The 12,446-nt window shown below is 41.0% G+C and carries 10 protein-coding genes and 1 other RNA gene; 4 read left to right on the top strand and 7 right to left on the bottom strand.

Going from position 1 to position 12,446, the window contains the following annotated elements:
* Positions 1-192: 192 nt before the first annotated feature.
* Positions 193-4,023 carry a phosphoribosylformylglycinamidine synthase subunit PurL gene (gene purL / locus AA650_RS11210; protein WP_053539083.1) on the bottom strand — a complete coding sequence of 1,277 codons (3,831 nt, stop codon included), beginning with the start codon at positions 4,021-4,023 and terminating at the stop codon, positions 193-195.
* A 735-nt stretch (positions 4,024-4,758) separates the two neighbouring features.
* Here purL and ssrA point away from each other — a divergent pair.
* Positions 4,759-5,150, top strand: a transfer-messenger RNA (tmRNA) gene (gene ssrA, locus AA650_RS26400).
* A 273-nt stretch (positions 5,151-5,423) separates the two neighbouring features.
* Here the strand turns inward: ssrA and psb29 are convergent.
* Both psb29 and AA650_RS11200 read right to left on the bottom strand, forming a co-directional pair.
* Positions 5,424-6,095: a photosystem II biogenesis protein Psp29 gene (gene psb29, locus AA650_RS11205; protein WP_027400742.1), complete on the bottom strand. Its 672-nt coding sequence runs from the start codon at positions 6,093-6,095 to the stop codon at positions 5,424-5,426.
* A 111-nt stretch (positions 6,096-6,206) separates the two neighbouring features.
* Complete coding sequence (locus AA650_RS11200) at positions 6,207-6,578, bottom strand: STAS domain-containing protein (RefSeq protein ID WP_053539082.1); 372 nt, start codon at positions 6,576-6,578, stop codon at positions 6,207-6,209.
* Between the two features lie 109 nt (positions 6,579-6,687).
* Here AA650_RS11200 and AA650_RS27860 point away from each other — a divergent pair, with 109 nt between their 5' ends.
* Positions 6,688-6,861 (top strand): alpha/beta hydrolase, encoded by a 174-nt coding sequence (locus AA650_RS27860; protein ID WP_234413373.1) that lies wholly within the window; start codon positions 6,688-6,690, stop codon positions 6,859-6,861.
* Here AA650_RS27860 and hemF read toward each other — a convergent pair.
* From hemF to AA650_RS11180, 4 genes are all read right to left on the bottom strand, one after another.
* Positions 6,852-7,898 (bottom strand): oxygen-dependent coproporphyrinogen oxidase, encoded by a 1,047-nt coding sequence (hemF, locus tag AA650_RS11195; protein WP_053539081.1) that lies wholly within the window; start codon positions 7,896-7,898, stop codon positions 6,852-6,854. The two genes, AA650_RS27860 and hemF, sit on opposite strands and share 10 nt — an antisense overlap.
* A gap of 623 nt (positions 7,899-8,521) precedes the next feature.
* Complete coding sequence (locus AA650_RS11190; RefSeq protein ID WP_053539080.1) at positions 8,522-8,977, bottom strand: ferredoxin; 456 nt, start codon at positions 8,975-8,977, stop codon at positions 8,522-8,524.
* On the bottom strand, positions 8,977-9,363 hold the full coding sequence (locus AA650_RS11185; protein ID WP_027400746.1) for a DUF1257 domain-containing protein: 387 nt from the start codon (positions 9,361-9,363) through the stop codon (positions 8,977-8,979). The genes AA650_RS11190 and AA650_RS11185 overlap by 1 nt, the downstream gene beginning before the upstream one ends.
* Before the next feature lie 39 nt (positions 9,364-9,402).
* Positions 9,403-9,612: a DUF2997 domain-containing protein gene (locus AA650_RS11180; RefSeq protein ID WP_053539079.1), complete on the bottom strand. Its 210-nt coding sequence runs from the start codon at positions 9,610-9,612 to the stop codon at positions 9,403-9,405.
* An 870-nt stretch (positions 9,613-10,482) separates the two neighbouring features.
* Between AA650_RS11180 and AA650_RS11170 the strand changes: the two genes are divergently transcribed.
* On the top strand, positions 10,483-11,340 hold the full coding sequence (locus AA650_RS11170; RefSeq protein ID WP_053539077.1) for a peptidoglycan recognition protein family protein: 858 nt from the start codon (positions 10,483-10,485) through the stop codon (positions 11,338-11,340).
* A 105-nt stretch (positions 11,341-11,445) separates the two neighbouring features.
* A complete protein-coding gene (locus tag AA650_RS11165; RefSeq protein WP_015080216.1) occupies positions 11,446-12,324 on the top strand; it encodes an Rpn family recombination-promoting nuclease/putative transposase in 879 nt (292 codons plus the stop codon).
* Positions 12,325-12,446: the final 122 nt, after the last annotated feature.

Raw genomic sequence — 12,446 nt, 5'->3', positions numbered from 1 at the left:
ATGTTGTTCAAAAATCAAAAATCAAAAGTCAAAAGTCAAAAGTAAAGAAATCCTATCTGTCACCTTGCTTGAGGGAGAGTTAAAAACTTCTTAACAAATCTTTAACCATCCACTAAAACAGTACCGTAAATTGGTCAAGGATAGAGGATGAATTGTAAATTTTCATGTTTAAACCTTGATTTTTGCTGTTGCTTAGGTATTGGTGTAGATGGCGAGACGTTTGGAAATTGACAAAGAATAGCGATCGCTCATATCTTCGAGACTAACCTGGAGTAACTTATGGTTATCTGCGGTTAAAATCTCTAAATTACCGGAATTAGTTACTGTTCCCAGTTTTTGCCAATTCTCTGGAAGAGTTCGGTGTAAATAGGATTCCCATTTTTCTTGGTTTTCTCCACTGACAGAAACTAAAATTCTCGCCCCACCTTCACCAAAAAGAACTTCATCAAAACGGGAATCGTGATTTGCACTAATTGGGAAATTAATTTCCGCCCCCAAATTCCCAGAAAGACAAGATTCCGCTATAGCTACAGCTAAACCACCTTCAGCCGAATCATGGGCAGAATTTACCCAACCAGCGCGAATACCATCACGACAAGCCTTTTGCACCAGTCGTTCTAAATCAAAATCAATTCTAGGGGGCTTACCAGCGATCGTATGATGAATAGTTGCCAAATATTCAGAAGCACCCAATTCCATTTTAGATTTTGGATTTTGGATTTTGGATTGAATGGGTAAACCCAGAAGATAAATTATATCACCTGCATTTTGCCAACCTTGTCCGCAAATTTTCGTTAAATCAGGAATCAAACCCACCATACCCACAACCGGAGTCGGGTAAATTGGTTGGGGATTACCTTCCGCATCGAAAGTTTCATTGTAGAGAGAAACATTCCCCCCAGTTACCGGCGTTCCCAACTCCCGACAACCTTCACTCAAACCCCGACAAGCGGATGCTAATTGCCAATAACCAATGGGTTTTTCTGGACTACCAAAATTGAGGTTATCCGTCACAGCAATGGGTTCAGCACCCACACAGCTAAGATTCCGGGCAGCTTCCGCCACTACTGCCTTAGCCCCTTCATAAGGATCAAGATAGACATAACGAGAATTACAATCTACCGTAGCCGCAACACCGGATTTTAGATTTTGGATTTTGGATTTTGGATTTTGGGGTGTTTCTAAGGGACGGATACGAATCACAGCCGCATCAGCGCCACCGGGTAACAATACGGTATTATTCTGAACTTGATGGTCATATTGGCGATAAACCCAGCTTTTAGAAGCAATAGAGGGGGTATCTAGCAAAGTCAATAAAATCTGATTCCAAGTTTCCAGACTTCCCGCAATTTCAATTCCCGCAGCATTGCAAACAGGTAAATCATCACTTGTCCATTGCCATGCTTTTCGAGCATATTCTGGGGGTTCTGTCAATAATTCTCTTTCATACAAAGGCGTATTTTCCGCCAAAGCATCAGCCGGAATTTCCGCCGCAATTTTCCCCTCAAACCAAATTCTGACAATGGGTTCTTCTATTACTGTCCCCGCAACCACCGCTTGCAGTCCCCAACGGTGGAAAATATCAATTAATTCCTGTTCTCGTCCTTTTTCGGCAACAAACAACATTCGTTCTTGAGATTCCGAAAGCAGGTATTCATAAGGAATCATTCCCGATTCCCGCACCGGAATTTTATCTAAATCGAAATCAATCCCCACACCACCTTTAGCCGCCATTTCCGAAGTTGAACAGGTAATACCCGCAGCCCCCATATCCTGTGCTGCCACTACAGCCCCAGTTTTAAATGCCTCTAAACAAGCTTCAATTAAGGACTTTTCGACAAATGGATCTCCCACTTGCACAGCGGGACGGTTATCCATTGATTCATCAGTTAATTCCGCACTGGCAAAACTCGCGCCGCCCATGCCATCCCGTCCGGTGGTTGAACCTACATACAGCACAGGATTTCCGAAGCCAGAAGCCCCTGATTTGACAATTTCCGACGTTTCCATCAATCCCAGTGCCATGACGTTGACCAGGGGATTGACCGAGTAGGCGGGGTCAAAATAGACTTCACCACCAACGGTGGGAACCCCGACGCAGTTATGAGTAACAATCCCAGATGAAGTTACAAAAAGATGGGTGTGATCTACTTCCACATCGTAAACATCACATTCATCAACGGCTTGACATTCGATACTTTTAATTTTGACAACAGCCACATCTGCCGCAGACTGAGTAAAGCGGGGAAATGAATATTTACTGCCATTGTAACGATTCAGGGCAACTGCTAATTCTGCATTGCGCTGTTGACTAAAGACAGTTGCTAATTCTTTTAATCCCGCAAAATTACTAACTTCCAATTGCCATAATGGTTTGTGAATGTGCTTACGTCCCTCTATTTCTCCTTCCCCCGCTGGTCTTTGATAAATATAGGGCATGACTCCTTGACTTTGCAGCAGGATAACTGTTTGTTCAAACAATTGATGGCTGGTTGTCCCAAAACTGATTTTGGCATGATTACCATTAGTTTTTGTAGTCATTGAACCGTCACCACGCAGTAAGCCTTTCAGGGCTTCACGCTGCAAATTTTGTGACCATTGAAAAATACAAGCGGGAAAAGCCTTATTACTGGCTTGAGTTCCACATTGCCATACATTTTTGAGGAAATGCCCTAATAACCACGAAGTTGCATAAACGGCGATAGTAGAAGCGCGTTTTTCCACACAGGGGCGTAATCCTAATTGCTTCAATCCAGCAATTACATCTTCAACATACTCTGTTTCATGGTGGGCAAAGGTGAAAATAATTTTGTATGTGTTGCCATTTTGGGAAACGCAACCTTCAGACAAGAAATAGCCAATTAATCGGGCAAATAATTCATTTGGCTGAATAACTGCTGGCATATAGTTAGCTTTGCCACGTCGGAATAGACTAATATCACTGCGGGAAACGTTAAGCAGCAGTTCTAGGGCTAAAAAGTGAGAAAGTGGGAGTCTACCAGTGCTTAAATAGTGATGACGATTAGTAGCTGAAGGTTCAATTAACCGCAATGCAGTCCGCACAACTTCCGTGACTTGCCAATTTTCCGGTAGTTGTACATAAACATCTTTACCACTAGCATCTTCTGGGTTTAAACCAGCAATTAAGTCTAGGGGTGCGTTTTGGTTTTCTCCTGGTTCTAATTCCGGTAAAGCGGTGATAATGGGAATTTGATCACCCACTTTTAAAGATTGTGCTGGGGATACATCCCATTGACCTTCTGCACAAATTACCATGGGATGGTCTGGGGTAACTATCAGCTTACGCCCCAAAGCGGTGCGGATAGTCATGAGATTTTGGGTACAACGTTTGAAAATACGGCGGACACGCTGCCAACTTACAGTATGCTGATCTGGGTCTAAGGACAGGGTTGTAACTGCATTAGCATCGTCTATCTCTAAAGTGTGGACATTAGCAGGTAAGCGCGATTCTACAAAATTACCAATCGTATCAAAATGCACACCTTCTTGATCTTTCCAGATAAATGTTTCGCCACTGACCAAACAGTTACCATAATGGGAGATTCCCGCAACTACACCCGTAAATAATCTTTGGGTTTTGGGATCATTCAAATCCCCAAACCGCAAAGAATTTAATAAGGCTATGGGACGCGCCCCCATTGTAAAGATATCTCTTAATATCCCACCAACTCCGGTGGCTGCACCTTGGAAGGGTTCAACGGCGGAAGGGTGGTTATGGGATTCTATTTTAAACGCTAATTGTAGTCCGTCGCCAATATCCACAACTCCGGCATTTTCACCTGGTCCAACGAGGATGCGTGGTCCGGTGGTGGGAAACTGTTTGAGTAAAGGGCGAGAATTTTTATAACAGCAGTGTTCTGACCACATTACCCCAAACATACCGAGTTCGGCTTTGTTGGGATGACGACCTAAGCGACGGATGATTTCTGTATATTCTTCTGGTTTTATGCCTTCTGAGGCTATTTCTTGCGGAGAAAAGGGATTTTCACCAAATATGGTCATGGAAGTTATGCACCAAGGGGACAGATGAATATTCTATCTGAGATTCCCGACTTCTTTTTTTTTATAAGGAAGAACGCCGAAAACCCTTGAAAATGTGGGTGACTCAGGAAGCCACATTTGGGCTTTAGACAAGGGATGAAGGCTAGTACCGCAAGGCGGAAGTCAAAAGTCAAAAGTCAAAAGTCAAAATGAAGACAGTATAGGCTTTTGGAGGATTTAGAATGGTTGGTTTATTTACGCCGTTTTGTACTAGAGGCAGGATAAATCCTGCATTGATTTTAATCCATATTCGTGATACAACTATATTGTCACTAAAGACATAAAAAGCTACCGAGGGACTCTCGGAAAGTTACGCTTGTCAGATATGATTTCGCCCGCCAGGGCCAACGAAATCAGGGCAAGAACCCAAATATTTAAGGCAGTGCCTGAAACTGGGATAACTGAGGGATATAGACTGAAACTCTCTATAGAATCTCCGCGTCTTTAGACCGGAGAGTGTCAAGCTACGCTAAGTAATTGGACAAGAATATTGACAGTCATTGCGATCGCAGGGAAGCAATCACAACCCTGGCAATTGCTTCATTTCACTTCGTTCCATATGGCTAACGCCAGGCAATGATTACGCAATAACATTGTATAATTAATTCTGTCTCACTACTTATCAGCAAATCTTAACTATACTTTTTATTTGTCAAATTACAAAATTACCTACTATAATAAAAGTGTGAAGTGCATGGGGCTTTAACGGTTTCGACAGGTTGGCGAAAGCTACTCTGTGATTCAGGTCGAGAGCGAGTCATCTCTCGGAAATCAAAGACTCAAAAAAAAAGTAAATGCGAACAATATCGTAAAATTTGCTCGTCGGGAAGCTCTAGTAGCTGCCTAAGAAACCTCTTTTAGGTTCGAGCGTCTTTAATTTGACTCCGTTAAGGATTAAAGACCTAACCCCCAACGGATGCTCCAACAAGCGTTCTCTGGTTGGCTTGAAGGCTAAGATTAAATCAGAGCATCCTACGTTCGGGATAATGAACGATTCCCGCCTTGAGGGTCAGAAAGGCTAAACCTGTGAACGAGTGGAGGGTTAATACCCAATTTGGACATGGGTTCGACTCCCATAAGCTCCATTTTCAATTTTCAATAATTATTTAGCCCGCTAAAAACTTTGATGTTAGGCGGGCTTTTTGCTATCTGGGGGATTTCTTGATACGGATAAGTAGTCGGACAAAATTAAATTCACTCGTTGAGAGAGGGAACAGGGAACAGGGAACAGGGAACAGGGAACAGGGAACAGGGAACAGGGAACAGGGAACAGGGAACAGAAAAATCAATTGTGTAATTAATTCTGTCCCATTACTTATCCCGTTCCCAATTTATTTATTGGTACGGGATGGTGCTGATAGTTAGGCTGACTTTAAAGCATCCCGCTTTTTGCGATCTGCTGTCAAAATATCTGCCATGACTATGAGTGCTTGCGCCATTTTTTCCAGGTTAGAACTGTATAGTTCTAAATCTTTGATGAGTTTATCTTCAGAGATATTTAACCCGTTAGCGATCGCTTTGAGTGCTTCACTCTTTTGTTTATCATCTTTCATCAGTTCATGATCTGACTGTACCAATAATGCAAATAAACCAACACCAAATAAGCGACTGTATTTAAAGTTGGAATTGGTAGCCACTGCTTCTAATTGCTGCTGCAAGTCCCCATCTTGATCTAGGGAATTTGCCCGACTCAAACCAGCAATCAAATCCTTAACTGGTAAACTGACAGCTAAAGCTTGCAATCTGGAGGCATCTTGTCGGTAACGCTGGGGATCTTGTTCCACAGCTTGACAAATTGCTCGGAAAATTGATTCTTTATCCTGTTCTGGTTGGTAGCCGTCCATGAAGCTGTCAAAAGTGGTGACAACGCCCAAGGCATAAATGGCATTGTAGCTAAAATCAACATTGACTGATAGCAGGTGCATTTCTACCATCAACTCTTCCACTACCCGGCGGTAAATAGTGTTAATTGGCCTGGTATGAAGGGTGTAAAAGGTTCTTTTTGTATCAGATACTGTACGGACGTTATTCACAAAGAAAATTTTAGTAAAGACGTATTCCTCTTCTCTAGTATGAACTAATCAGACCTAATTCGTGAAAGTCATTCAATTTTAGATTTTAGATTTTGGATTTTCCGATAAATCCTATTGACTCGCCAAAATCCGGGGTGAAGTCTTTAAAACCTGTTCTTCGGTATCAAAAATTTCAAATACTGTATCCATCATTGTAACTTCAAACACAAGTTTAGCTTCCGAATGAAGATTACAAATCCGAAAACTGCCACTAATTTTATCAGCTTCACGCATCCCGGCTAATAAAGAGGTCAACCCGGAACTATCAATAAAATTTACTTGTCCTAGATTGACAACAACATGAGGACTGTGTTTAGAAATACATTCCTGTAGCTTGAGACGAAATTGCCAAGCAGTAGTAATATCTAAACGACCAGCAGGTGTCAATACCATTATGGTATGACCGTCTTCAGTCGTACAGGTTTTTTGATCTATATTAATCACTGAACCGATACTTTTTTACTAATATTTGCTAATCCAAACACTCGCAATGAGAGGAAGTATCAACTCATGTCCAGAAGATGACATCTAGTTGTTAGTGTAACTTACTGTCATGGTATTTAACAAAAATAACTGGAAATTGGGAACTGGGGACTGGGGATTGGGGATTGACAAACATATTCTGTTTTTTACTTCCTTACCATTACCCATTACCCATTACCCATTACCCATTACCCATTACCCATTACCCATTACCCATTACCCATTACCCATTGCTCATTCCTGACTTGGTTTCCAGTTTATCCAATCTTGAGGTTTTAGGAAAGTCTCATACAACTGGGCTTCAGGAGTATTAGGTTCTGGTTTGTAGCCATATTCCCAACGAACTAAAGGTGGTAGAGACATGAGAATTGATTCTGTGCGACCGTTGGTTTGGAGTCCAAAAATTGTTCCCCGGTCATAAACCAAGTTAAATTCTACATATCTACCACGACGGTATAATTGAAAATTGCGTTGGCGATCGCCATATTCCATCCCGTGCCGGCGTTCCACAATTGGCACATAAGCAGGTAAAAATGCCCCAGCACAGTCTTGAACTAAAGCAAATATATCTTCCCAACTCCGCGAGGGTAATTCACCTACCTGATTGCTATAAATCGCTGCTTCCCCATTGGGATCTGGACCGCGATAGATAGAACCTTGACCATCTTGGTAATCCAAAAATAACCCACCAATTCCCCGTGTTTCATCTCGATGTTTCAGATAAAAATATTCATCACACCAGCGCTTAAACACAGGATAATATTCAGGATGGTGTTGATCACAAGCTTGTTTAAAAGTGTTATGAAAATGTTGTGCATCTTCAGCAAAGGGGTAATAAGGTGTTAAGTCTGCACCGCCACCAAACCACCAAACTGGACCTGCTTCAAAATAGCGGTAATTTAAGTGAACTGTAGGTACATAAGGATTGCGTGGATGCAATACCAAGGAAGTCCCAGTTGCATAAAAGCCATGTCCTGTAGCTTCTGGACGTTGGGCTAAAATCGAAGGAGGTAAATGAGAACCCCAAACTTCAGAGAAATTTACACCTGCTTGTTCAAAAATTGCTCCGTCACGCAGTACACGCGATCGCCCACCACCCCCTTCTGGACGCTGCCAACTATCTTCTTGAAACTTCCCCAGACCATCTAATTTCTCTAAACCTTGGGTAATTTCATCCTGCAAATTTTGCATAAACTGGCTGACTCTAGCCTGAGCATTAACTCCAGGGAGAAGATCAGATGATTCTTTTGTGATAGTGGGGGTTTGCGAGTTGGTTAACATAGATTCCCGAACCTAAAATTACAATTTCCAAAACAATTACAAATTTTTGTTGTCAAAACTTGTCAGCAGCGAGAGTCACGAATCCGGCTTAATTTGCCAAATACAGTCTTTTATTATACGTCAAAACACAACCGTTCAAAACGCCTTCAAATCTCCATTGGCACGGATTTTATTCCAATTCACACATATCACACCTGAAGACCCTTTTTCACAGTTACAGAAATAATCTTATTATTCATTCTACAAATTTTCTCTTCCTCACAAGCTCCTTGAATGAAAACTTAACGGTCTTTACCTGTTCACGTTTCAACATTAAAGAACATTTTTAATTTGACTATAATATGATTAATTAAGATTTAACAAGGTTAACTAAAATAAAGAGCAAAGTTAATTAAATAGGGTTTGCTGATAGCGTAGCGTTAGCCATACTCCTGAATGGGCGCAGGCCCTGCGCCCCTACCTCCTGATAGCGCAGCGTGGCGTTAGCCCTCACAGATAACTCATTCAGCAAACCCTAAATAAAAGATTTGAATTTGATGTGGGGTGCGGAATGTGGGATATAAAATAAAAGCACTGGTAAAACCAGCGCTTAACTGCATAATCAATACAAATTGTCAAGTTATTTAAGGATTGGATTTTTTTAACTTTTGTTTTTTCCGGCGTTTTTCTGTAATGGCTACACCATGTTCTACTGGATAACCAACTACAGGAATTACCTGATATTTTCTGTCTTCTTCTAAATTTTTAAGTTCTGTGTAATCAACCCAGTGAATACAATCAACAGGACAGGTATCTATGGCTTCTTGAACTACCTCTTCTATGTCTCCATCTTGACGGATGACGCGCGATCGCCCATAATCTTCTTCAATAAAAAAAGTATTTCGGGCAACATGGGCGCAATGCTTACAACCGATACAGGTAATTTCATCCACATAAACGCCTTTTTGCCGCACCAATCCACCTAATTCCGGTTCTAAACCAGAACGTTCAGGGACATCTCGGAGAAAACTCCCTAATTCTGGTTCTAAGCCGGAACGATTATATTCCTCTGCTTGTGGCGACGGCTGCAAATTAGACATTACGCACTCCAGCGTTGTACTACTAGACGAATAGAACCATCTTCCTGTTGCTGTTGTTCTGCCACTTGGAAGCCAACTTTAGTGGTTTCTTTGACTATTGTTTGATAAGCATAACGTTGAGTTACTTGACGGACAAACCCGTCCACAGATAGATTTTGTTGCCAATATTGTAAATCTGCAACTAATTCGTATTCTTGACCATTCCATCTGAAACCGATGTCATAGCCGTTTTGCTGTTCAATAGTTACTTCGGCTGCATGAGTTTGACCACGATAACCACGCACCTCACAAGGTCCAGGTTTCCAGTCTATTCCCAAATCGGAAAGGGCATCTTTCAAGGATTCTAGATTACGGATTTGTGTTTTAATTTGGCTAAAGTGTGACATAGTGGTTTGTAATCAATGAACATTAACTAGTTGGAAAACTTACCATTCGCTGTGGGCGGTTTGTGTATTCGCCACACTATTTTGCTGCGGGTTAGTGGCGAAAAACTCTGAGGTTGGTTCATTACTCAACACTCGTCCTAGCTGGGCTTCTATGGCTGCTGTCACCTCAGCACAAGATGCACCGATAATACCGGTGACTTTTTCTTGTACTCGACCATCTGGATAAATGATGAATTCTAATGTTTCCATGCTTTGAAAGCCAACCTAGATAATAGATTTGAACCTAGCTGCCTGATTTCAGACTAGCTCAAAATTTAGGGATAGGAATTTAGATACAAATTTGCCACCTATCTCATAATTTCCCATACTTAAGGACATATATTTCATCGTTTTTACAAAATTTATTATTTTCACTAGTATTTACCTTCGTTAATTATAAGTTTCTCTTAACCTGATCAATTAGTCAATATGAGGACTGCCAAAGATCAGAAATAATCAAGAACCTGATTAAATCAATCTTGTGGACAACATCTCTAGTCAAAAATAGGCTGAGATTTTTCTCAGCTTCATTGGAAAATCTTATCATTATCATTAGTTAGGGTTTGCTGAATAAGTCTTCTCGTGAAGGGAGGTGACAGGTGACAGTTGACAGGTGACAGTTGACAGGTGACAGTTTCAGCTATCTGTCATCCCCAAACTTTTAAGTTTATTAGAGGTAAAATACTCCGTTTTGGTACTACCCCCTCAAAAACCTTGCACCTATTTTCCTTTTTATCAACCTCAAACCTTTGATTCATTTACGGTTTACGTTTTTTCAGCAAGCCCTAGTTAGCCAATTCAGGCACTTTGTACTTGTCAGCAGGTATAATTGTTACTAGTAGTTTGTCAAATTTATTTTGACGGGTAATGATCGAAAAAAAACCTCTGTTCTTCCCTCCCCCACCTCCCCTACCCCCCTACCTCCCCTACCCCCCCTACCTCCCCTACCCCCCCTACCTCCCCTACCTCCCCCACCTCCCCTACCTCCCCCACCTCCCCTACCTCCCCTACCCCCCTGCTTGCCTTCACCCATGAATATTGACAATCAGCACACTATATTACCGATTTTCTATAAAAAATATGAAATTTAGAGCTTGGGCAACTAGAGTCATCCTGATTTTTTTGATGTTAGCTACCCTGATTCTGGCTGTATTTATTGGGGGTGCAAGACAAAAACACAATCAAACAATTGCATCCACTTCAGAGGTGACAACGTGGAATCAGTATTCACCAGGGCAATTACAATCAGCAGTAACTAAGCCAGAAAATAAGCAAAAATTAAGACCATCTCCCACAAAGATGAATAAAATTAATCCTCTATATATAACTACTAGGGATTTTGCTAATTATAGACCTAAGTTTGCCCAGGTTAAGGTTGATCCTAGCAATTATGGCGATCGCTATACAGCAGATATTAATGGTGTCCCGTTTAATAATCAAGCCATTATTGTCCTTCATGAAACTACTAATTCTACTTCTAGTGCCATTAATTTTTTTCAAACACGCCATGATGATGAAAGTGTTCAAGCCAGTTATCATGCCATCATTACTTTAGAGGGAAAAGTTATTTATTTAGTTCCTCCAGAAAAACGCGCTTTTGGTGCTGGTAATTCGGTTTTTAAAGGCGCTAATGGTGTGGAAACGGTGCAAACTAATCCCAATTTACCCCCATCTGTCAATAATTTTGCCTATCATGTATCCCTAGAAACCCCGACCGATGCTTGGGGTAAAAGTAATATAGAATCACATTCAGGATATACAGAGGCTCAATATAATTCTTTAGCTTGGTTAATTGCTCAAAGTCAAGTTCCTGATGAGAGAATTACTACTCATCGTGCTGTAGATGTGGGGAATGGGAAGGTTGATCCTTTGAGTTTTGATGGTGAAAAGTTTATCAATAAATTGCATTCTTTTCGGCAATTACAAACTTTCAATTAGTTAGCAAAACAAAATTCTGAACATTTAATTTAGTTAAAACTTATGCAGAATCTCAAATAATGTGATTAAATTTAGAGGATATTTAACAAATAGATAGAATGCTTCATGCGTCGAGACTCCATTTTCTATAAACTATTTCAACAGTCTCCAACTTTGCTATTTGAACTGTTGACAAATCCACCCATAAATGCAGATGCTTACCGATTTGATTCGGTAGCTGTCAAAGAACCCAAGTTTGAAATAGATGGAGTATTTCTCCCCCCAGAAAATGAAGGTGCTGGGATTGTGTATTTCTGTGAGGTGCAGTTTCAAAAAGATGAACAACTTTATGAAAGAGTATTTGCAGAATCTTCACTATATTTCTATCGCAACCGCGTTAGATTTAGTGACTGGCAAGCAGTTATAATATATCCATCTCGCAATACCGAACAAAGGGACATTTACCCTCATAGAACCTTACTAAAAGGTGAACAAGTACATAGAGTGTATTTGAATGAATTGGGGGATATTCGTCAATTACCTCTATGGGTAGCATTGATGGTATTGACTACGGTGGAGGAAGAACAAGCGCCAGCAGCAGCACGGGATTTGTTAATAAGAACCCGTGAAGAAGATCCTCAACCATCAAGTCGCGCCATAATAGAGATGATCACGACTATCATGGTGTACAAGTTTGAAAAACTTAGCCGAATGGAGGTAGAGTCTATGCTAGGAATAACACTCAAGGAAACTAGAGTTTACCAAGAAATTAAGGAAGAAGGACGAGAGGAAGGACGAGAGGAAGGACGAGAAGAAGGACGAGAGGAAGCAACTGTTAATGTGATTATTCGACTGTTGACTAAGCGGTTTGGAAAAATCTCTGAGGAAATGCGTTCCTCAATTTCTAGTTTACCTTTGCCGGTTCTCGAAGATTTGAGCGAAGCATTGTTAGATTTTACCAGCTTTGCTGATATCCAAACTTGGTTAAAAGGGCGGGTAAATTAAATTATTTGGGCTGAATATTCGCGTAAGTTGCTAGTTAAGAAAAAAGGGAATAGGTGAAAACTAAAAACTTACCTATTTCCCAAATTACATTTTTTCGCCAGTTAAGAAGCGTTAATACTGCT

The organism is Anabaena sp. WA102 (assembly GCF_001277295.1).
Classification (GTDB): domain Bacteria; phylum Cyanobacteriota; class Cyanobacteriia; order Cyanobacteriales; family Nostocaceae; genus Dolichospermum; species Dolichospermum heterosporum.
The sequence above is the reverse complement of the archived record's forward strand: the minus strand, read 5'-3'. Positions and strand labels throughout refer to the sequence as shown.

Excerpts from the sequence above, each read along its gene's own strand:
- purL (WP_053539083.1), bottom strand. The coding sequence starts at position 4,023 with ATGACCATATTTGGTGAAAATCCCTTTTCTCCGCAAGAAATAGCCTCA.
- AA650_RS27860 (WP_234413373.1), top strand. The coding sequence starts at position 6,688 with ATGGTATTTAACAAAAATAACTGGAAATTGGGAACTGGGGACTGGGGA.
- hemF (WP_053539081.1), bottom strand. The coding sequence starts at position 7,898 with ATGTTAACCAACTCGCAAACCCCCACTATCACAAAAGAATCATCTGAT.
- AA650_RS11190 (WP_053539080.1), bottom strand. The coding sequence starts at position 8,977 with ATGTCTAATTTGCAGCCGTCGCCACAAGCAGAGGAATATAATCGTTCC.
- AA650_RS11185 (WP_027400746.1), bottom strand. The coding sequence starts at position 9,363 with ATGTCACACTTTAGCCAAATTAAAACACAAATCCGTAATCTAGAATCC.
- AA650_RS11180 (WP_053539079.1), bottom strand. The coding sequence starts at position 9,612 with ATGGAAACATTAGAATTCATCATTTATCCAGATGGTCGAGTACAAGAA.
- AA650_RS11170 (WP_053539077.1), top strand. The coding sequence starts at position 10,483 with ATGAAATTTAGAGCTTGGGCAACTAGAGTCATCCTGATTTTTTTGATG.
- AA650_RS11165 (WP_015080216.1), top strand. The coding sequence starts at position 11,446 with ATGCGTCGAGACTCCATTTTCTATAAACTATTTCAACAGTCTCCAACT.